General features: G+C 70.4%; 21 protein-coding genes. 14 read left to right on the top strand and 7 right to left on the bottom strand.

The window, feature by feature from the left end; all coding sequences use genetic code 11:
- Nucleotides 1-84 precede the first annotated feature (84 nt).
- From OG429_RS24590 to OG429_RS24580, 3 genes are all read right to left on the bottom strand, one after another.
- Nucleotides 85-483, bottom strand: a complete 399-nt coding sequence (locus tag OG429_RS24590) for a WhiB family transcriptional regulator (RefSeq protein ID WP_388570232.1) — start codon at nucleotides 481-483, stop codon at nucleotides 85-87.
- Between the two features lie 132 nt (nucleotides 484-615).
- Entirely contained in the window at nucleotides 616-1,215 is a 600-nt protein-coding gene (locus OG429_RS24585; RefSeq protein ID WP_328927430.1) for a TIGR03086 family metal-binding protein, read from the bottom strand.
- A 62-nt stretch (nucleotides 1,216-1,277) separates the two neighbouring features.
- Entirely contained in the window at nucleotides 1,278-1,946 is a 669-nt protein-coding gene (locus OG429_RS24580; protein ID WP_443051274.1) for a DUF1707 SHOCT-like domain-containing protein, read from the bottom strand.
- 148 nt (nucleotides 1,947-2,094) lie between these two features.
- Here OG429_RS24580 and OG429_RS24575 point away from each other — a divergent pair, with 148 nt between their 5' ends.
- From OG429_RS24575 to OG429_RS24540, 8 genes are all read left to right on the top strand, one after another.
- Complete coding sequence (locus OG429_RS24575) at nucleotides 2,095-3,774, top strand: fumarate hydratase (RefSeq protein WP_328927428.1); 1,680 nt, start codon at nucleotides 2,095-2,097, stop codon at nucleotides 3,772-3,774.
- A gap of 188 nt (nucleotides 3,775-3,962) precedes the next feature.
- Complete coding sequence (locus OG429_RS24570; protein ID WP_328927427.1) at nucleotides 3,963-4,160, top strand: hypothetical protein; 198 nt, start codon at nucleotides 3,963-3,965, stop codon at nucleotides 4,158-4,160.
- On the top strand, nucleotides 4,150-4,668 hold the full coding sequence (locus OG429_RS24565; protein ID WP_328927426.1) for a DUF6879 family protein: 519 nt from the start codon (nucleotides 4,150-4,152) through the stop codon (nucleotides 4,666-4,668). The genes OG429_RS24570 and OG429_RS24565 overlap by 11 nt, the downstream gene beginning before the upstream one ends.
- Entirely contained in the window at nucleotides 4,665-5,495 is an 831-nt protein-coding gene (locus OG429_RS24560) for a helix-turn-helix domain-containing protein (protein WP_328927425.1), read from the top strand. Before OG429_RS24565 ends, OG429_RS24560 begins: the two co-directional genes overlap by 4 nt.
- Nucleotides 5,496-5,561: 66 nt before the next feature.
- Entirely contained in the window at nucleotides 5,562-5,750 is a 189-nt protein-coding gene (locus OG429_RS24555; RefSeq protein ID WP_328927424.1) for a hypothetical protein, read from the top strand.
- A 307-nt stretch (nucleotides 5,751-6,057) separates the two neighbouring features.
- Nucleotides 6,058-6,201, top strand: coding sequence for a hypothetical protein (locus tag OG429_RS24550; protein WP_019885290.1), 144 nt, complete (start codon nucleotides 6,058-6,060; stop codon nucleotides 6,199-6,201).
- A 122-nt stretch (nucleotides 6,202-6,323) separates the two neighbouring features.
- Nucleotides 6,324-7,457 (top strand): protein-L-isoaspartate(D-aspartate) O-methyltransferase, encoded by a 1,134-nt coding sequence (locus tag OG429_RS24545; RefSeq protein ID WP_328927423.1) that lies wholly within the window; start codon nucleotides 6,324-6,326, stop codon nucleotides 7,455-7,457.
- A gap of 138 nt (nucleotides 7,458-7,595) precedes the next feature.
- Nucleotides 7,596-8,237: a hypothetical protein gene (locus OG429_RS24540; RefSeq protein WP_328927422.1), complete on the top strand. Its 642-nt coding sequence runs from the start codon at nucleotides 7,596-7,598 to the stop codon at nucleotides 8,235-8,237.
- 23 nt (nucleotides 8,238-8,260) lie between these two features.
- Here the strand turns inward: OG429_RS24540 and OG429_RS24535 are convergent, their stop codons facing one another.
- Nucleotides 8,261-8,656, bottom strand: coding sequence for a hypothetical protein (locus OG429_RS24535; RefSeq protein WP_328927421.1), 396 nt, complete (start codon nucleotides 8,654-8,656; stop codon nucleotides 8,261-8,263).
- 99 nt (nucleotides 8,657-8,755) lie between these two features.
- Here OG429_RS24535 and OG429_RS24530 point away from each other — a divergent pair, with 99 nt between their 5' ends.
- Entirely contained in the window at nucleotides 8,756-9,529 is a 774-nt protein-coding gene (locus OG429_RS24530) for a glycerophosphodiester phosphodiesterase (RefSeq protein WP_328927420.1), read from the top strand.
- Here OG429_RS24530 and OG429_RS24525 read toward each other — a convergent pair.
- Together OG429_RS24525 and OG429_RS24520 are read right to left on the bottom strand one after the other, a co-directional pair.
- Entirely contained in the window at nucleotides 9,483-9,962 is a 480-nt protein-coding gene (locus OG429_RS24525; RefSeq protein ID WP_328927419.1) for a hypothetical protein, read from the bottom strand. The two genes, OG429_RS24530 and OG429_RS24525, sit on opposite strands and share 47 nt — an antisense overlap.
- 84 nt (nucleotides 9,963-10,046) lie before the next feature.
- On the bottom strand, nucleotides 10,047-11,600 hold the full coding sequence (locus tag OG429_RS24520; RefSeq protein ID WP_328927418.1) for a ricin-type beta-trefoil lectin domain protein: 1,554 nt from the start codon (nucleotides 11,598-11,600) through the stop codon (nucleotides 10,047-10,049).
- A gap of 108 nt (nucleotides 11,601-11,708) precedes the next feature.
- Between OG429_RS24520 and OG429_RS24515 the strand changes: the two genes are divergently transcribed.
- The 3 genes from OG429_RS24515 to OG429_RS24505 all read left to right on the top strand — a co-directional run bounded on the left by OG429_RS24515 (nucleotide 11,709) and on the right by OG429_RS24505 (nucleotide 16,538).
- The gene (locus OG429_RS24515; protein WP_328927417.1) at nucleotides 11,709-13,112 is read left to right on the top strand and encodes a class II fumarate hydratase; all 1,404 of its coding nucleotides are present in this window, start codon (nucleotides 11,709-11,711) and stop codon (nucleotides 13,110-13,112) included.
- Nucleotides 13,113-13,252: 140 nt separating this feature from the next.
- Nucleotides 13,253-13,960, top strand: coding sequence for a cytidylyl-2-hydroxypropylphosphonate hydrolase (gene fomD, locus OG429_RS24510; protein WP_328927416.1), 708 nt, complete (start codon nucleotides 13,253-13,255; stop codon nucleotides 13,958-13,960).
- A 256-nt stretch (nucleotides 13,961-14,216) separates the two neighbouring features.
- Complete coding sequence (locus OG429_RS24505) at nucleotides 14,217-16,538, top strand: SpoIIE family protein phosphatase (RefSeq protein WP_328927415.1); 2,322 nt, start codon at nucleotides 14,217-14,219, stop codon at nucleotides 16,536-16,538.
- Between the two features lie 106 nt (nucleotides 16,539-16,644).
- On the opposite strand, the gene OG429_RS24500 is transcribed toward OG429_RS24505, so the two are convergent.
- Nucleotides 16,645-18,948, bottom strand: coding sequence for a transglycosylase domain-containing protein (locus OG429_RS24500; protein WP_328927414.1), 2,304 nt, complete (start codon nucleotides 18,946-18,948; stop codon nucleotides 16,645-16,647).
- A gap of 243 nt (nucleotides 18,949-19,191) precedes the next feature.
- On the opposite strand from OG429_RS24500, the gene OG429_RS24495 reads away from it, so the two are divergent.
- On the top strand, nucleotides 19,192-20,109 hold the full coding sequence (locus tag OG429_RS24495; RefSeq protein WP_328927413.1) for an SPFH domain-containing protein: 918 nt from the start codon (nucleotides 19,192-19,194) through the stop codon (nucleotides 20,107-20,109).
- Nucleotides 20,106-20,342: a hypothetical protein gene (locus tag OG429_RS24490; protein ID WP_328927412.1), complete on the top strand. Its 237-nt coding sequence runs from the start codon at nucleotides 20,106-20,108 to the stop codon at nucleotides 20,340-20,342. The genes OG429_RS24495 and OG429_RS24490 overlap by 4 nt, the downstream gene beginning before the upstream one ends.
- Nucleotides 20,343-20,445 lie beyond the last annotated feature (103 nt).

The raw sequence follows: 20,445 nt of genomic DNA, 5'->3' as shown, positions 1-20,445 counted from the left end.
CGGTGACCGCCCCTCTGCCATGTCCTGTACCTCGCTGCGGGGCTGCGCGCTCCCGGCGCACGCGGCCCGGACAGGGCGGTGCCTCTAGCCCGCGGCGGCTATCGGACCGCCCCCGGGGGCTTGGTGCAGCTCCGCGGTCCTGCGCCGCATCCGCGCCAGCACCACCCGGCGCTCGGCGGCGGTGAGGCCGCCCCATACCCCGTACGGTTCGGGCTGGAGCAGGGCGTGCTCCCGGCAGGCGACCATGACCGGGCAGCGGGCGCAGACGCGCTTGGCGGCCTCCTCGCGGGAGAGCCGGGCCGCGGTGGGCTCTTTGGAGGGGGCGAAGAACAGCCCCGCCTCGTCGCGGCGGCACACCGCCTCCGCGTGCCATGGGCCGTCCTCTTCCCTCGTCGGCACCCGCGGCTTCGGCACGGCGGACGCACGCCCTTGAAGACTCTGGACGGCGGCAACCTGCAGGGACTGATGCGGCGGATGCGGCACGGTCTACTCCTGACGACGGATACGCGAGCGAGAGACGATGCACCTGTCCCTACCCGCTGTGCGGGCCCCTATGCACTGGGTGCCAGTGGGCGGCGGGGGTTCGTCCGAAACGCGCCCCTGCCCGGCAGGCCGTCACTCCCCGGGCGGCGCCCAGCCGGGATCGCGGCCCAGGAAGGCCAGCAGCGAGGCGACCGGGCCCGCGTCGCCCCCGGACCCGGCGGCCAGCGCGGGGCCGTAGGCGAAGCCGCGCAGGGGCTCGGCGAGCGCGTCGGCGGCCGGGCGCAGGGCGGCGGCGAGGGCGGGGGTCAGCGGCGGCTCCTGGCCGGTGGCGACGGCGATGTCCCAGGCGTGCACCGCCGCGTCGAGGGCGGCGGCGCCGACGGCCGTCTCGGCGGACACGGTGAACGGGGGCAGCGGGACGGCGACCTCCGCGGTCCCGGGCGCGATCCCGGCGAAGGCCTCGGCCGCGGCGGCGAGCGCCGGCTCCAGCAGCTGCGCCGGGGGCCCCGCCAGGGCACCGGAGGGCTCGAACGGGTCCTCGGACGGGCCGGGGCCGCCGGTGAGGCGGGCGGCGTACGCGAGCTGGTCGCCGGCCGCGTGCTGGAACACCTGGGTGACGTTCCACTTCTCGCACGGCGTCGGGCGCTCCCAGGCGTCGGCGGGTACCCCGATGACGGCGATGCGCAGGGCTTCGTGCGCGCGGTCGAGCAGGTCCCACTTGGATTCGGTCATGGGCCGGATCCTAGAAGCCCTACGGCCAAATACCGCTGGATCAGGGTCTATTGGCGCGGCGGTCAGCCGTCCAGCCGCTTGCGCAGCTTGTTGGCCAGATCGACCAGGCGGGCGCCGAGCTTGGGCCGCGCCTCGATGTTGCCCAGCAGCGCGAAGCCGCGGACGATCACCACCGGGGCCTGCGGGTCGGTCTCCCCCCGGCCCTCGCCGCGCACCTCGAAGTTGCCGAGGACGCCGCTGCCGTAGCCGCGCAGGGTGACGTTCTCCGGGACGAAGACCTCGACGTTGCCGAGGACGCAGGTCACGTTGATCTCCGTGACCTGCTGCTCGAAGACCGCCTCGGTGAGGTCGATGGTGATGTCGCCCATGACCGAGACCGCGCGGGTGAGCGCCGCGGGCCGCCAGCGGCCCTTGCGGGCGGAGCTGCTGCACACGGCGACGACCGTCTCCACGGGCCCGCCGGGTCCGGGAGCCGCGGCGTACGCGGGCGGGGTGCCGCCGGTGCCGGGCGCGGGGAGGTCCCGTACGAGCTCTTCCAGCCCGCCCACCGTCTTGACGGCATACAGCGAGTCCAGGCGCTCGGAGTGCTCCTCGGAGCTCAGCCGGCCCTCGGCCATGGCGTCCGCGAGGATCTGCGCGATCCGGTCCCGGTCTGCGTCGGAGGCGCGCAGCTCGGCGGCCGCAGGGGCGGGAGCCGGCGCGGGGGCGGCGGGGTGCTTTTCCAGGTCCACGGCACCCAGCATAGCGAGACACGATAGATCGCGATACGCCCACGTCGAGCCGAGTGAGCCTTACCTCACAACCACGGGCACGGCGGGAGGTTCTACGCTGGTGAACCGCGCTGCCAATTGGTCGTCAGTGCTGTCTGCCGAGTGAGGAATGGCCCCAATGCCGGAGTTCGCGTACACCGACCTGCTGCCCCTGGGCGAGGACACCACCCCCTACCGGCTGGTGACCGCCGAGGGCGTGTCCACCTTCGAGGCGGACGGCCGTACGTTCCTCAAGGTCGAGCCGGAGGCGCTGCGCAAGCTCGCCGAAGAGGCCATCCACGACATCCAGCACTTCCTGCGCCCCGCGCACCTCGCGCAGCTGCGCCGCATCATCGACGATCCCGAGGCCTCGTCGAACGACAAGTTCGTCGCGCTCGACCTCCTCAAGAACGCGAACATCGCCGCGGCCGGCGTCCTGCCGATGTGCCAGGACACGGGCACGGCGATCGTGATGGGCAAGCGCGGCCAGAACGTCCTGACCGAGGGCGGCGACGAGGCGGCCCTCTCGCGCGGCATCTACGACGCCTACACGCGCCTGAACCTGCGCTACTCGCAGATGGCGCCGATCACCATGTGGGAGGAGAAGAACACCGGCTCGAACCTGCCCGCGCAGATCGAGCTGTACGCGACCGACGGCGGCGCGTACAAGTTCCTCTTCATGGCCAAGGGCGGCGGCTCGGCGAACAAGTCCTTCCTCTACCAGGAGACCAAGGCGGTCCTCAACGAGGCCTCCATGATGAAGTTCCTGGAGGAGAAGATCCGTTCGCTCGGCACGGCGGCCTGCCCGCCGTACCACCTGGCGATCGTGGTCGGCGGCACCTCGGCCGAGCACGCGCTGAAGACCGCGAAGTACGCCTCCGCGCACTACCTGGACGAGCTGCCGCGCGAGGGTTCCCCGCTGGGCCACGGCTTCCGTGACGAGGCCCTGGAGCAGCAGGTCTTCGAGCTGACCCAGAAGATCGGCATCGGTGCGCAGTTCGGTGGCAAGTACTTCTGCCACGACGTCCGCGTCGTGCGCCTGCCGCGCCACGGCGCGTCCCTGCCGGTCGCGATCGCCGTGTCCTGCTCGGCGGACCGCCAGGCCACCGCGAAGATCACCGCCGAGGGCGTCTTCCTGGAGCAGCTGGAGACGGACCCGGCGCGCTTCCTGCCCGACACCACGGACTCCCACCTGGACGAGTCCTCGGACGTGGTCTCCGTCGACCTGAACCAGCCGATGGACGACATCCTGGCGACCCTGACCAAGCACCCGGTCAAGACCCGCCTGTCGCTGACGGGCCCGCTGGTCGTGGCGCGCGACATCGCGCACGCCAAGATCAAGGAGCTGCTGGACTCGGGCGCGGAGATGCCGCAGTACCTGAAGGACCACCCGGTCTACTACGCGGGCCCCGCGAAGACCCCCGAGGGCTACGCCTCGGGCTCCTTCGGCCCGACCACGGCCGGCCGCATGGACAGCTACGTCGAGCAGTTCCAGGCGGCGGGCGGCTCGAAGGTCATGCTGGCCAAGGGCAACCGCTCGCAGCAGGTGACGGACGCGTGCGGCACGCACGGCGGCTTCTACCTGGGCTCGATCGGCGGCCCGGCGGCCCGGCTGGCCCAGGACTGCATCAAGAAGGTCGAGGTCCTGGAGTACGAGGAGCTCGGCATGGAGGCCGTCTGGAAGATCGAGGTCGAGGACTTCCCGGCCTTCATCGTGGTCGACGACAAGGGCAACGACTTCTTCACTTCGCGTGAACCCGAGCAGCCGACGTTCACCAGCATCCCCGTCCGGGGTCCGGGCCTCGGCTGATCCCGGTAGCAACACCCGTTGAGAGCCCCTGGCATCCGCCGGGGGCTCTTGCCGTGCCTGCGGGAGCCGCGCTGCGTGCGCCCTCCGGTCCACTTTCCCGTCTTGGAAACTCGAACCCCTTGCGCCTCAGGGCAGTTGGTCGCAAGCATCAACCAGGACATGACGGAGCAGGCCAAGGAGGGAACCCCGTGAAGGTCACCAAGCTTGTGAGTACCTGCGACCTCAAGGATTGCCCCACGATCTACGCGACCGACAGGAGCACGCTGCTGGTCCAGGGCGAGACCCCGGCAGATCACGGACTCGACATTCCAGCACACGAAACCGTGGTCGAGATCCCGGAGCAGCTGATCTTCGATCTCATCCGGAAGGGTCTTCGTGGCGTCTAAGACTTTGGGGGAACTGTTCGACACCTTCCAGCGGGAAGCCTTCCGCCTGGAGACGCTGGACGATTACAGCAAGTCGGGAAACGTGGAGGCTTATCAGGCATTCCTCGCCGGTGACCCTCAGCCAGCCGACTATAACGAAGCTTGGGTGTCAGAACTCCGTTCTCACACCAGCAATGGCAAGCGCATCTATCGAGTGCACATTCTCTCTCGCCCCCTCACGCCGTATCTACGGTTCGAGCTGGGTTGGGGCTACCATAAGAACGCTACGGGTGGCGAAGAGTTCTTTATTCTCGACACCACCGAACAGCCGAACCCCCTGGAAGGGGTTCCAGATTTCTGGCAGATGGATAGCTTGTCGCCAGCAGTCATGAGCTATTCGGACGATGGGGCATTCCTCGGGACTGACGTCCTCCCCGGTGAGCGTGCGGAGGAATTCTGCGCGTACCGAGACACGGCCATGAGGCATGCCGAGCCATTCTCCGAATGGTGGGCGAAGTACGGGGAGTGAACAGAGGACAGCTAGGGGCCGCACTGCGGGCGCTTCGGCATGCATCCGGGAAGGAAGCTAAAGCCGTCGCCCGCAGTGCAGTCATGTCTGCAAGCAAGCTGAGCAAGATTGAAACGGCCAAGGTCGCTCCGTCCGTCGTAGATGTTGAGCGCATCCTCACAGCCATCGGTGTTTCAGATGAAGTCAAGGAAGAGTACCTAGAGGCCGTCAGAGCCGCAGCAACAGAGGCCACAGCCTGGCGTCTTATCCGCCGCATGGGAGTGCACAAGGCCCAGCAGCAGACGAGAGCACTAGAGGCTCAAATGACATTGCTGCGACTCTTCCAGCCGGCTTTGATCCCTGGTCTGCTACAGACCCCTGAATACATTCGAGCGATTCTATCTCGGCATGACCTCGGCGAGGATGTGCTAACTCGGACCATCAGCGCCCGGATAGAACGCCAACAGGCTCTCTATGACTCGACCAAGGAACTCCATTTCATCATTACTGAGCCCGTACTGCGGTGGCGCATCGTGTCAGCCGCCAGGATGGCGGAACAGGTAGACAGGCTTGCCTCCCTTTCGCGGCTGCCCAACATAGACATTCGCATCGTTCCCTTGCTGGAGCGACAGCAGGACGTAGCCAATCACGCATTTGTCATCCGCGATGACAGGACGGTCACTGTCGAAACTGTTCACGCAGAAATCGTCGTGACCGATCCCAGAGACGTTTCGCTGTACGTGCACAAGTTCGAGGGGTTCGCCTCCATGGCACTATCCGGAGATGCCATGCGCGCCATGCTCGAAGGCATCCGAGACGAGCTTTTGCGCGAACAGGAAACCGGCTAGAACCTGGCCCCGCCCCCGGTCACCATTGGCTGTCGATTCCTGGAGAGAGCGGCGAAGGGGTGCGCAATGGCAACCAAGACGGACACGTTCGAGTACGCGACGTACACGGAGAAGCGCGAGACGTGCCCGTCGTGCAACATGCCCATCCCCCTTCACCAGCTCGCCCGGCGGGGGACGCTCGCTGGGAAGGACGGCCCGCCGAAGGTCGCCTACTGGCATACCCGGTGCGTCAAGGCGGACGGATCGCGCCGATGACGCGCTCAGTCGTCCGGCACACCGAGCACCGGATCATCAGAGACCCCGAGACCGTGCCCAGCGTGGTTGCGAGCTGCCTCTACGAGGGGTGTGTATGGGCTGCCGTTTCCGGTCCCGACGTGGCCGAGGTGGATCGGCAGTGCATGACGCACACGGGCCTGAACGCGGGCCATAGCCACTTTCTCCGAGGCTTCGAGGACATTGCCCTTGTTCATCGGATCGACACGACCTGACACAGACTCCCGCCCCCGCCAAGGCGGGTCAGAAAGACACAGCCCCACGCCCATCTATGAGAAGGAGATACTCAATGCCCAAGCACGGCGGCGGTACCGGCAGCGGCCAGGGCGGCAGTCAACAGGACGACGGCAGCAGCGGCCGCGGGCACGGAGGCGGCGGCTCGGAGACGAGCGGCGGAAACTCCTCCGACGGCTCCGGCCCCGCGAAGAAGTAGGTCGGATGACCGCGCGCACAGAAGAGGCGGGCCCCCAGGGGCTCGCCTCCGCGCTCCTCCAGTCGGGCGCTCTGCACTCCGATTGGCTGCCGACGTACAAGGCAGTCCCCCGGCACCTGTTCGTGCCCGACCGCATGTGGCCGGGCATCCCTGACGGCACCCGACAGAACCCTTTGGTGGACCGCACCGCGGACCCCGATGCCTGGTTCCGCGCGGTGTTCTCCGACATCCCCCTCACGACGCAGTGGGACGACGGCAACCATGCGGGTGACGGCCTCGGCACGACCCCGAGCAGTTCCAGTTCCCAACCACACATGGTGTTCTCGATGCTGGCCGATCTCGATGTCAGGGATGGGCATCGGGTCCTTGAGATCGGTACGGGTACGGGCTGGAACGCAGGTCTCCTCTCGCACCGGCTCGGGCCCGCGAACGTGGTCTCCATCGAGTTCGACCCCGAAGTAGCCAAGGGGGCGGGCAGAAACCTTCGGGCCGCTGGCCTCTGCCCCCTGGTGATCGTGGGAGACGGCCGGCTGGGCTACGCGGGAAGTGCGCCGTACGACCGCGTCATTGCGACGTGCTCGATCGGCGAGGTTCCCCCCGCATGGATCGAGCAGACCGTCGTCGGCGGGGTGATCGTCGCCCCCTGGGCTACGGGGTACGGGGGCGAAGCCATCGCCCGCCTGACCGTGAACGACGACGGCACGGCGAGCGGCCACTTCACCCGCTCCAGCGCCTTCATGCGCCTGCGACAGCAGCGCCAGAACAAGCCCCCGCATGACGTGTACCTCAAGGGCCAGGAATGGCCCGCAGACGGCGACAGGAGCACGACGGCGCTCTCGCCTGCCGAGGTCGGCGGATGGTTGGAACAGTTCGTGATCGGGCTCCGCATGCCCGGGGCGTTCTGGACGGCAGAGCACTACGACGGCGGCGCCTACACGCTGTGGACGTACAGCACCGACAGGAAGTCGTGGGCCTCGGCCGACTATGAGCCGGAGCGGCAGGGGTACGAGGTCGTCCAGTCCGGCCCCCGCAGGCTGTGGGACGAGACAGAAACCGCCTACCGCTGGTGGGAAGAGCAAGGGCGACCCGGATTCGATCGGTTCGGCCTGACGGCAGACATCGACGGCGAACGGGCGTGGCTCGACTCCCCGAACAACCCCTTATCCCGTGAACGGAACAAGCCGAACGACTTCTTCCAGAGCCCGGCCCCGGAGCCGACGTTCACGCACATCCCGGTGCGCGGTCCGGGTCTTTAGCGCAGGGGCCTGAGGGCCCCTCCCCCATTCGGGGGAGAGGCCCTCACGCATCTCCGCCCATCGGCAGATGGATCACGGGCGGGCTGCGGGCGAGGCTTTACCCGTAACCAAACAGCCGTTGGAACACGGGAGTTCACCATGAAGAACCGCAAGCGCGCCCTCGTCCTCGCCGGAACCGCCGCCGCCCTTGTGGCCACCCTGGTCGCGGCGGGCCCCGCCCCGGCGGCGCCGGCCGAACCGGCCGCACCGGCCGCACCGGCCGCACCGGCCGCGTCGAAGCTCGCCTCGGTGCACGGGGGCGGCACGATCTTCTACCCCTACGCCGCCAACGACGACATCCGCTTCACGGTCGACGCCGAGTCGGCCCCGTGGACCAGGCCGTTCCCGGCCCCGGGCCCGGAGAAGGGCCTGCCGACCGATGCGCGCGGCCGGGTGACCATCTCCCACCACTTCAAGGAGTCCGGCTTCACCGGCACCGCCGAGGCGGAGGTGGACTGCCTGGTCACGGGCGGCAAGACCGCCACCCTGACCGCCGTGGTCAAGACCTCGAACGTCGGCTGGGACGGCAAGCGGATCGGCATCAGCGTCCAGGACGGCCAGCACGGCGAGCCGGACCGTGTCGGCTTCTCCTGGGGCGTCGCCAACCTCGACGTGAAGCCGGACGGCACGGCGACGCAGGGAACGGTGGGCACCTGCATGGCCCCGGCCCCCTTCACGGAGGTCACGAAGGGCGGCTTCAAGGTCACCCCGGCCCCGCTGTCCCCCGTCCCGAAGCCGTAGCGGGCTGCTCGCCCGGGCCCGACCTACTCCACCCGGGCGGAGAACCCGGCGGCGCGCAGCCGTTCCGTCAGGTACCGGGCCTCCACGGGGGTGGCCCGGTAGCCCTCGCGGACGGCGGCCAGGACCTCCGGAACCGTCATGCCGAGCGAGTCGCGCAAGACCTTCAGGGCGGCGCCGCCGGAGCCGTCCACGCGGAGCAGGACCGTGCCCTCGGCGGCGACGACGGCCGCGCGGACGTCCTCGGGGGCCCGCCCCCACCAGTGCTGCGGGGGGCCCACGTCGGGTGCCCCGAACCCACAGGCGTCGCACTTCCACTCCGCCTCCCAGAGCAACCGCCCGTCGACGATCCGCTGCCAGGCATGGAAGACGCAGAGCGGGCAGGGCTCGCAGTACAGGGTCGCTGTCGTCGGCTCCGGCATGGCGTCACCCTGCCCTCCCGAACGGGGAACCGCATCCGGTTAACGTCGGGGACACGGCCCCGCGCCTGCTCGTTCACCCCTGTTTGCAAGGATTCCCCCATGGCAGCGACGACCTCCCCCCTCCCCACCGCCCTCGACATCCGCGTGGTCGCCCACCGCGGGGCCTCCCACGAGCGCCCCGAGCACACCATGGCCGCCTACCGGCAGGCCATCGCCGACGGGGCCGACGCGCTCGAATGCGACGTACGGCTCACCGCCGACCACAAGCTGGTCTGCGTGCACGACCGGCGGGTGGAGCGGACCTCCGACGGGCGGGGGGTGGTCTCCGAGATGACGTACGCGGAGCTCGCCGCGCTCGACTTCGGGCGGTGGAAGGGCGAGGAGCACGCCGGGGCGCGGGTGCTGCTCTTCGAGGACCTGCTGCGCGAGGCGCTGGCGGCGGAGCGGCCGGTGGGGCTCGCCGTCGAGACCAAGCATCCGACGCGGGCCGGCGGCCGGCTGGAGGTCGAACTCGCGCGGATGCTGCGCGAGTACGGGCTCGCGGACGGGGCGTCGGGGCGCGTCGAGGTGATGAGCTTCTCCCGGAACGCGCTGACGAGGATGCACCGCCTCGCGCCCGGGCTGCCGACCGTCTACCTGATCGAGCGGGCGGTCAGGCCGGTGCGTCCTCCGTTCGCGACCCACGCGGGGCCGGGAATCGACCTCGTGAGGCGGGATCCGGGGCTGGTGGGGCGGCTGAAGGCCAAGGGGCTGCGGGTGCGCGTGTGGACCGTGGACGAGCCCGAGGACGTGGAGCTGTGCGTGCGGCTCGGCGTGGACACGATCATCACCAACCGGCCGGCGGAGGTCCGAAAGCTCCTGGAGTCGCGCTGACCGGCCGACGGGACCGTTTGGCCTTCCGCGCGCAGACGCCAGCACCGGCCAGCGACCCGATGAGCAGCGGATTGACCCAGATCGGGACGACCTGCACACGGACGCCGCCGGAGAAGGTGCACTTCGTGGACACCGGGAAGTACCACCGGTCGACCTTGATGTCCGCGTCCGGGGTCCGGTAGCTCTGCGGTCCGTGCTGCGCGGTGAGCGCGTCGACGCAGGGGCGGACGGGGCGCGAGGACAAGCCGCTGTAGGTGCCCAGGGCGAAGGCGATGACCGCGAGGCTCAGGCACACCCACACGCCCTCGCTCCACTGGCCGGAGGCCGTCCGGCTCATGCCAGGTCTTCGCGTCACCGCCAGGTGGAAGGCTTTGACGAGGAGGTACGCCACGGCGGCCAGGGCCAGCAGTACGGATATGGCGGCAATGATCATCGCGCAAGCCTGCCACAGCAGTGGGAAACACCCGGCCGGGGTACGCCGGCCGGGTGTGGGGGGGTTATCGGTCGAGCGGGGCGGTTACGACGCGAAGCGCTGGTTCGCCGAACCGTTGCAGGTCTGCAGGCGCAGCGCGTCGTGGGCGGCGGCGACCGTCAGGCACATGCCCGGGGCGGCCGCGGGGCGGATGGTGGCGCCGTCGCGGAGGAACTGCTGGTTCGCTCCGCCGTGGCAGTTCCACAGGATCAGGCCGGTACCGGCGCCGTAGTTGGCGCCGGGGGCGTCGAGGCAGCGGTCGTGGGTGAGGCCGACGTGGACGGACTTCTTCGCGGAGTCGTACCACCAGTCCTGGTTGCGGCCGCCGTGGCAGTCCCAGCCCAGGACGGCCGTCTCGTTCGCGCTGGAGCCGCCCTTCGCGTCGAGGCAGTTGCCGGTCGCCTCGTTCTTCAGGGGTGCGTAGAGGGAGTCCCAGCCTCCGGCCTGGAGCACCGGGGTGCCCGTGCTCGCGGGGTCGGCGCAGGAGGCCTCGCGCAGGCCCGAGTTGTAGAGCTGGGTCAGGCAGGACGCGAACGCGCCGTGGCCCCTGTAGTTGGGGTGGAAGGACTGGCGGGCGGTGTTCTCGTCCCACGGGAAGTGGTCCCCGAGGTCGAGGTAGAGCCCGCGGGCCCAGGTGTCCTCCATGCACACCTCGTGGCCGTGGAAGAGCCGCGAGTTGTCCAGGTAGGTCGCGCCCGAGGCGAGGGCGGCGGCACGCATGCCCTTCTCGAAGGTGGGCACCGCGTAGTTGCGGCCCCAGGTGGCGTCGGAGTCGTAGCCGGCGCAGCCCCCGGGGAGCTTGCCGGGGAAGTTCGGATTGTCGTAGAAGTCGGGGCCGATGGGGCTGGGGTAGCCCATCACGACGAGCTTGTAGTCCGAGTCGGCGTATCCGGCGTCGCGCATGACCGTCTTCAGGTCGGCGACCGTCGCCTCCACCTTGGGCTTCAGGCCGTCGACGCGCGCCTGCCAGCCGGGACCGTACTTGGGCTCGCAGGTGCCCTGGCTGAGCACCCAGCGGGTGACGCAGTCGGTCATGACCGGGCCGAACTGGAGGTCGTCGTTGGCTCCGGCGACCAGCAGCACCATCTTGATCTTCGTGTTGCGGGCCTTGACGGCGAGGTTGTCGCTCTGCACCAGTTCGTCGGCGTACTGCTTGCTGCCGCCGATCCTGATGTTGCCGGTGTACCCGCCGGAGCAGGCGACGTTGAAGGTGAGGTCCGCCGGGATGCCGGTGCGGTGGATCGCCGAGTCCGGCGATCGGTGGCACTGGTTGGACGACGTGTTGGTCGCGGGGTCGTAGTTGCCGACGCCCTCGCCGGAAATCTCGCTGTCGCCCAGTGAGATCAGGCCGGTCTTGCGCTCGTTCAGCGGCCGGACGGCCGCGTCGCCGTAGATCTTGACGGCCTCCGCGGCGCGGATCGCCTCCAGCTCGGGCGACAGGGGGGTCGCGACCCCCGCCGAAGTGGCTCCCGAGCCGGCCGCGGAGGTCGCAGCCTGGGCCATGGGGGTGATGGCGGTGACGCCCCCGAGGGCGGCCGCGACCGCCGCGACGGCGGCGAAGGTACATCTGAACCTGGATTTCGTGTGTGCACGTGCCATGAACGCCTCCCCGAATGCCGGTGTTACCCACGGTATTTACTGGCCGGTAGGGGACTTGGGAACACTTCGAACAAGACAATTGCTCAACTTTTTGAGGAGGCCACGAACATGACAGACGATCAGCAGGCCGAAGCGTTCCGGACCGAGCACGACTCCATGGGTGACGTACGGGTGCCCGCGCACGCCAAATGGCGCGCCCAGACGCAGCGCGCCGTGGAGAACTTCCCCATCTCCGGGCAGCGGCTGGAGCGCGCCCACATCGAGGCGCTCGCCCGCGTCAAGGCGGCGGCGGCCGTGGTCAACGCCCGCCTCGGCGTCGTGGACCAGGACATCGCCGACGCGATCCGGTCCGCCGCCGCCGAGGTCGCGGACGGCCGCTGGGACGACCACTTCCCCGTCGACGTCTTCCAGACCGGGTCCGGCACCTCGTCCAACATGAACACCAACGAGGTGATCGCCACCCTGGCCACCGAGCGGCTGGGCCGTGACGTCCACCCCAACGACCACGTCAACGCGTCGCAGAGCTCCAACGACGTCTTCCCGTCCTCCATCCACATCGCCGCCACCGCCGCCGTCACCCGCGACCTGATCCCGGCCCTGGAGCACCTCGCCGCCGCGATGGAGCGCAAGTCCGCCGAGTTCGCCCAGGTGGTCAAGGCCGGGCGGACGCACCTGATGGACGCCACCCCGGTCACCCTGGGCCAGGAGTTCGGCGGGTACGCGGCCCAGATCGGCTACGGCGTCGAGCGGCTGCGCGCGGCCCTGCCCCGCCTCGCCGAACTGCCGCTGGGCGGCACCGCGGTGGGCACCGGGATCAACACCCCGCCCGGGTTCTCCGCCGCCGTGATCGCCGAGGTCGCCGCGGACACGCAGCTGCCGCTCACCGAAGCCCGCAACCACTTCGAGGCCCAGGGGGCGCGGGACGCCCTGGTGGAGACCTCGGGCATGCTCCGTACGGTCGCCGTCTCACTCACCAAGATTTCCAACGATCTGCGCTGGATGGGCTCCGGACCGCGCGCCGGATTGGCCGAAATCAATCTCCCTGACCTCCAGCCCGGGTCCTCGATCATGCCGGGAAAGGTCAATCCGGTCGTCCCGGAGGCCGTACTGATGGTCGCCGCACAGGTGATGGGGAACGACGCGACCGTCGCGGTGGCGGGCGCGGCCGGCAACTTCGAACTCAACGTGATGCTCCCGGTGATGGCCCGGAACCTCCTGGAATCGATCCGGCTGCTCGCGAGCGCGAGCCGCCTGCTGGCCGACCGCACCGTCGACGGGATCACCGCCAACACCGCCCGGGCCAGGGAGTACGCCGAGTCCTCGCCCTCCGTCGTCACCCCGCTCAACCGGTACATCGGCTACGAGGAGGCCGCCAAGGTCGCCAAGAAGGCGCTCGCCGAACGGAAGACGATCAGGGAGGTGGTCCTGGAGTCCGGCTACGTCGACCGGGGCGCCCTGACGCTGGAGCAGCTGGACGAGGCCCTGGACGTCCTGCGCATGACCCACCCCTGAGCGGCCCGGGATCCGGCCCCGGGCCGGGGGCCGGATCCGGTCGGTTCCCGTGCCCCGACCCTCCCCCTGGCTCGGCCGGGGGGACCCCCAGGTGACCTGCAACGCAGCGGGGGCGCGGGCCCCAGCCCTAAGATCTGCGCATGACAGGTACCTTCCGGCCCGGGAACGGCGCGGCGCGGCGCGGCGCCGAGGGCACGCGCTGGGCGCCCGGGGAGCAGATCCTGTGGCGCTACCGCGACCACGCCCCGGGGCTGAAGGGCCAGGTGCACATCTGCCGCCCGGTGACCGTCGTCCAGGACACCGAGGAGCTGCTCGCCGTCTGGATGGCCCCCGGCACCGAGTGCGTCAAGCCGGTCCTCGCCGACGGCACGCCCGTCAACGAGGAGCCGCTCGCCACCCGCTACACCGCGCCGCGGACCACCGTACGGTCGCGCTGGTTCGGCGCCGGGGTGCTGAAGCTGGCCAGGCCCGGCGACCCGTGGTCGGTGTGGCTGTTCTGGGGGCACGGCTGGCGGTTCAAGAACTGGTACGTGAACCTGGAGGAGCCCCTGTCGCGGTGGTCGCGCGGGGTCGACTCCGAGGACCACTTCCTCGACATCGCCGTCCACCCCGACCGCAGCTGGAAGTTGCTGGACGAGGACGAGTTCGCCCAGGCGCAGCGGTCCGGCCTGATGGGCCGTGAGCAGGCGCGACGGGTCCGGGAGTCCGGGCGGGCGGCGGTCCGGGTGATCGAGGAGTGGGGGACCCCGTTCTCCGGCGGCTGGCAGGACTGGCGGCCGGATCCGGCCTGGTCGGTTCCGGTCCTGCCGGAGGACTGGGATGCCACCCCGGCGCATATGACCTCATGAGACCCTTGATGCGCCCCCGGGGTTCAAACGTAGGATCGTCCTCCGGAAGGTCGCACTCGCCAGGCGGTGCGGTCGTACCGTGCACCTGCAAGTGTCGTGCCGTACACGGAACTTGACCGGAGGTCGACGCAGGGCCAGAGGTAACGAGGGGGACGCGGAATCCGGAGTGATGGTGCCCCGGCCGCTGAGCGGGTATACCGCGACTGACCGAGTTGAGTGCAGCGCACATCGAGCGCAAACGGACGGAATTCCACGCGTGACGGAGTACCCCACCTCTCAGGAGGGCCCGCAGCCCGTCGCCTCCGGCGGAGGTACGGACGAGGCCGGCCACGGCAAGGCGCCCATCGCCGCCGCCGAGGCCGTACGCACGCATGCGCCGGGCACCGGTGCCGGCTCCGCCGCGGAACCGGGCGGACCGGCCGCCGCGGCTTCCGACGCGCGCGCGGCCCGCTCCGCGGCGGGCGCGGGCGGGGCCGCCGGGCTCCCCCGGCCCCGCGGAAAGGCCGCCGCCACGGCCGCCGCAGCCGCCTCGGCCGACCTGCCGACCGCCGCCACGGGCCCCGGCGAGGGCCAGGGCAGCGCCCGTCCGCGGGACGGCGAGGCCGCCCGTAACGCGGCGGGTCCGGGCGGGGCCCAGGAGGCCGCCGGCCCGGTCCGCGGGCCTCGTGGTGCCGGGGCCGGGTCCCCGCGCGGCGGCGAGGCCGTCGGCTCGGGCACGGACCCGACCGGGGCCGCGCGCGGCGTACCGGACATCCCCGGGCAGGGGGCCGCGTACCCGGCCGGAGTCGAGCCGGCGCGCCGCGAGGGCGACCGGCTGCGCTTCGTCGGCGCCGCGACCCGGCGGATCGCCCGCGGCATCGACCTCGACGAGATCGTGCTCGGCCTGTGCCGCGCCACCGTGCCCACCTTCTCGGACGCGATCCTCGTCTACCTGCGCGATCCGCTCCCGGTCGGCGACGAACGCCCCGTCGGCCCGGTCGTTTTAAGGCTCCGCCGCACCGACCGGCTCCGGCCGATCGACGATCTCACCGACGCCGCGCTGAGCGGCACCATCGGCGCGGGCATGGACCTCGCCGGGGCCGCGGGGGCCTCCGGCGAGCTCGACTTCAGCCAGCTGCCGCTGGTCGGCCCGCAGGGTGACCTGCCCGCGGCCGAGCTGTGCGAGATCCGGCCCGGCGGTGCGCTCGCCGAGGTACTGCGCGGTGTACGGCCCGTCTTCGGGTCCTCCGCCGCCGCCAGGGCCGCGCTGCCGGAGCTGCTGGGCGTGGACCACCCGCTGCCGCGCGGCAACCGGGCCGTCCTCGCGCCGCTGCGTGGCCGCCGACGGGTGATCGGCGCCGCCGTGTTCCTGCGCAGCCCCGAGCGGCCCGCCTTCGAACAGAACGACCTCCTGGTCGCCGCCCAGCTGGCCACCCACACCGCGCTCGGCATCGACAAGGCGGTCCTGTACGGCCGCGAGGCGTACATCGCCGACGAACTCCAACGCACCATGCTGCCCGACGGCCTGCCGCAGCCCACCGGGGTCCGCCTCGCCTCGCGCTACCTGCCCGCCGCCGAGACGGCTCGGGTCGGCGGCGACTGGTACGACGCCATACCGCTGCCCGGCAGCCGTGTCGCGCTCGTCGTCGGCGACGTCATGGGGCACTCCATGACGTCCGCCGCGATCATGGGCCAGCTGCGCACCACCGCGCAGACCCTCGCCCAGCTGGACCTGCCGCCCGCCGAGGTCCTGCACCACCTGGACGAGCAGGCGCAGCGCCTGGGTTCCGACCGCATGGCCACCTGCCTGTACGCGGTCTACGACCCCGTCGCGCACCGGATCACCATCGCCAACGCCGGCCACCCGCCGCCGGTGCTGCTGCACCTGGGCGGCCGGGCCGAGGTGCTCCGCGTGCCCCCCGGCGCCCCGATCGGCGTCGGCGGCGTGGACTTCGAGGCCGTCGAGCTGGACGCGCCCGCCGGAGCCACCCTGCTGCTGTACACCGACGGCTTGGTGGAGTCGCGCCTGCGGGACGTGTGGACCGGCATCGAGCAGCTCCGCGAGCGCCTGGCGAACACCGCGCAGCTGACCGGCCTGGACCACCCGCCGCCGCTGGAGGCCCTGTGCGACGACGTCCTGGACATGCTCGGCCCGGGCGACCGGGACGACGACATCGCGCTGCTCGCGGCCCGCTTCGACGGGATCGCGCCCAGTGACGTCGCGTACTGGTTCCTGGACCCGGAGGAGACCGCTCCGGGGCGGGCCCGCCGGTTCGCCCGCCGCGCGCTGACCCGGTGGGGCCTGGAGGAACTCCAGGACTCCCTGGAGCTGCTGGTCAGCGAGGTGGTCACCAATGCCGTCCGGTACGCGGAGCGGCCGGTGACCCTGCGCCTGCTGCGTACGGACGTACTGCGCTGCGAGGTCGGCGACGACTCCCCGCAGCTGCCCCGGCAGCGCCGGGCCCGGGACACGGACGAGGGCGGCCGCGGGCTGTTCCTGGTCAACCGGATGGCCCGCCGCTGGGGTGCTACCCGGCTGAGCAGCGGCAAGGTGGTCTGGTTCGAACTCGCGTTGCCGGGGGCGCATGACCGGCGTTGACCGGGGCGATCCGTCCGCCCACGACAGACCGCCGCCCCGCAACGCGAACGTTGCGGGGCGGCGGTGTCCGTCTGACCGTGGGTCAGTCCGTCGGTCCGTCAGTGCGTCACTGGTCCGACTGCGGGAACAGCGGGTCCGGCGGCTTCGGGACGCCGGTCTTGGTCGCCGTCGCCGTCGGGGTCGCCGTCGGGCTGACGGACTTCGTCGGGGTGTTGCTCGGGTCCGGCGACTTGGTGGTGCTCTTCGACGGGTCCGGGGACTGCGGCGCGCTGCTGGTGGCGGCCGGAGCGCTGGAGGACTGGCTCGCGGAGGGCGACGGGGAGGCGGTGCGGGACGGCGCCTGCGGGGCGCCCATCTCCGCCTCCTTCAGGTCGAACTTGTCGGTGTCCTCGTCCTTGAGCACGGCGAGGGTGTACGCCTTCCAGATCGAGGCCGGGAAGCTGGAACCACCCGCACGCCCCAGGCCGGCGGTGCCGGTCAGGGTGACCTGGTTGTGGGTGGTGGGGTCCTCGCCGAACATCGCGACGACGGTGACCAGTTCCGGGGTGTAGCCGGTGAACCAGCCCGCCACGTTGGACTCGGTGGTGCCGGTCTTGCCGGCCGCCTCGTATGCGCTGCTGCGGACCTTGTTGCCGGAGCCGCCCTCGTCGTTGACCACTCCCGTGAGCACCTTGGTGACGGTGTCGGCGGTCTTGCGGCTGATGGCCTGGCTGCCGACGGCGGGCTCGGGCTTGAACTCGCGGTCCTTGTGCTCTGCCTTCTTGATGATGGTGGGCGTGACCTTCTTGCCGTGGTTGTCGAGGGTGGCGTAGACGCCCGCCATCTCCACGGTGTTCGCGCTCATGGTGCCCAGCGCCATGGCCGGCTTGTCCTCGGGCCAGCCTGCGCGTTCCTTCATGCCGAGTTCCAGGGCGGTCTTCTTCACGGCGGGCGGCTTGACGTCCACGATCATCTGCGCGTAGACGGAGTTCACCGAGAAGTCGGTCGCGCCCTGGACCGTGATCATCGGGTCGCCGAAGTTCCGGTTGTCCTGGTTCTGCGGGTTGAACGGGATCTTGCTGCCGACGACCTGGCGCTTGCTCGTGCCGTCGTAGAGGGTGTTCGGGGTGATCGGCTTGCCGTCCTGGGTGGTGGCGTTGTTCTCCAGGGCGGAGGCGAGCACGATCGGCTTGAAGGTCGAGCCCGGCTGGTAGTCGGTGCGCAGCGCGTTGCTCGCGGCCTTCTCCTCCAGGCCCTGGCCGCCGTACATCGCGACGATCGCACCGGTCTTCGGGTCCACGGAGGTCGCGCCGGCCTGGACGCTCTGGTCCTGGGGCTTGCCCTTGGTGTCCTTGCGGTCGAGCTTGGACTCCAGCTCGTCCTGGACCGCCTTCTCCAGCGCCGCCTGCTTCTCCTTGTCCACGTTGAGCGTGATGTTCCAGCCGCCGGCCAGGATCTGGCCGTCTTTGATGCCCTGCTTGTCCATCTCGTCGTTGGCGGCCTGGACCAGGTAGCCCTTCTGCCCGTCCATGCCCGGACGGGGCTTGGGCTTGATCGGCGGCGGGAGGGTCATGGTCTTGCGCTTGGCCGGGTCCAGCTTGCCCATCTCGACCATGTTGTCGAGGACGGCGTTGAAGCGGATGTTGACCAGCCTCGTGCCGTTCGGGCCGGCCGTCGCCAGGTCGTACTGGCTGGGGGCCTGGATGACGGCGGCGAGGTAGGCGCCCTGCTCCAGCGTCAGCTTCTCGGCGTCGACACCGTAGAAGGCCTGGGCCGCGGCCTGGATGCCGTACGCGTTGCGGCCGTAGAAGTTGGTGTTCAGGTAGCCGGCGAGGATCTCCGGCTTCTTCATGCGCTGGTCGACCTTGAGGGAGATGATGAGCTCCCGGATCTTGCGCGTCGGCGACTGGTCCTGCGTCAGGTAGTAGTTCTTGACGTACTGCTGAGTGATCGTCGAACCGCCGGCCGTGCCCTTGCCCCTGACCGTGTTGAACAGGCCTCGGGCCACGCCCATCACGTCGACGCCGCGGTCCTCGTAGAAGGACTTGTTCTCGATGGCGATGAACGCGGTGCGGACGTCCTCCGGGATCTTGTCGATCGGCAGGATCTCGCGGTTCATCGCACCGGTGCGGGCCATGATCGAGCCGTCGGAGTACCGGTAGGTGTTGCTCTGGAGCGTGGCGCTCTCGTTCGGGTCGGTGGGTTCGTTCACCGAGAAGTACAGGATGATCGCGGTGGCCATCAGGAGCAGGATCAGCCCGAGGAACGTCCCGAGGATCTTCTTCCAGGTGAAGAAGCGACGTATGCCGGAGCGTTTGCCGCTGCCCCCCTTGCCCGTGACGCCCTTCTCCGTGGTGCCCTTCGCGCGTCCGCCCGGTGCACGTCGCGCACCGCGCTGCTGCTGTGCCTTACGCGCCTCTGCTCGGCCCATCGCTCCCGCTCCGCTCGATATCCCCCCGACGTCAGCTCAGAAAACTAACACCGCAGGCTGTGACAAAGGTTGACCAACCATGGCCAATACCGGTCAATTCGGACGTGAGAATCAGCACCCACACCACTGGAACCGACGCACATCAAGGCCGAAGGGTTGCCGTCCCGTGCGATCCGAGAGTAAAAGTGATATCACTTTGCTAGGCGGCTGGACCGGCCGCGACCACAGGAACGGGGACAGATCATGAGCAATGCGACGACCGCTGAGGGTGCACCGGCCGGGGTACGCGAGTTCACCGCGCGCAGCGTGGGCGGCGGCCTGGCGCTGCTGCTCGGTCTGGCCGGCGTCGCGGCGGGGGCGGGCCTGATCGCGACCGGCGCGGTGCTGACGGCCGTCGCCGCCAAGGCCTCGCTGATAGCCGCCGGCGTCCTGCTGGTCATCGCCTCCCTCATCGCGATGAGCGGGCTCAACACGATCGCGCCGGGCGAGGCCCGGGTGGTGCAGCTGTTCGGCCGCTACCGGGGGACCATCCGCGCGGACGGACTGCGTTGGGTCAACCCGCTGACCTCGCGGGAGAAGATCTCCACCCGGGTACGCAACCACGAGACGGCCGTCCTGAAGGTCAACGACGCCTACGGCAACCCCATCGAGCTGGCGGCGGTCGTGGTGTGGCGGGTCGAGGACACGGCGCGGGCCACCTTCGAGGTCGAGGACTTCACGGAGTTCGTCGAGACCCAGACCGAGGCGGCGGTCCGGCACATCGCGATCGAGTACCCGTACGACGCGCACGAGGAGGGCGGCCTCTCGCTCCGGGGGAACGCCGAGGAGATCACCGAGAAGCTGGCCGTCGAACTGCACGCGCGGGTCGAGGCGGCCGGCGTGCACATCATCGAGTCCCGCTTCACGCATCTCGCGTACGCTCCGGAGATCGCCTCCGCGATGCTCCAGCGCCAGCAGGCGGGCGCGGTCGTGGCGGCCCGCAAGCAGATAGTGGAGGGCGCGGTCGGCATGGTCGAACTGGCCCTGACCCGCCTGCAGGAGGAGGAGATCGTGGATCTGGACCCGGAGCGCAAGGCCGCCATGGTCTCGAACCTGATGGTGGTCCTCTGCGGGGACCGCGCCGCGCAGCCGGTGCTCAACACGGGCACCCTTTACCAGTGACCTCCCCCGAGGAAGGTGGCCGGGCGGGCCGGCAGCCGCGCAAACAGGTGCTGCTGCGGCTCGACCCGCAGGTGTACGACGCGCTGGCCCGCTGGGCGGGCGAGGAGCTGCGCAGCGCGAACGCGCAGATCGAGTTCCTGCTGCGGCGGGCCCTGTCCGAGACGGGCCGCCTGCCGGGCGGGGCCGCCCCGATCCCGCCACGCGGCCGCCCCCGCACCTCGCCCGACTCCTGACCGGCCTTCCCGGCCGACCGGCGAACCCCTGTCGGGTGTGTGCGCCGGTGCGCGCCGCCCGCGGGCCCGCCCAGGTGCGCCCGGACCTGTCGAACGGGGCCGT

The organism is Streptomyces sp. NBC_00190 (genome assembly GCF_036203305.1).
GTDB lineage: Bacteria > Actinomycetota > Actinomycetes > Streptomycetales > Streptomycetaceae > Streptomyces.
The sequence above is the reverse complement of the archived record's forward strand: the minus strand, read 5'-3'. Positions and strand labels throughout refer to the sequence as shown.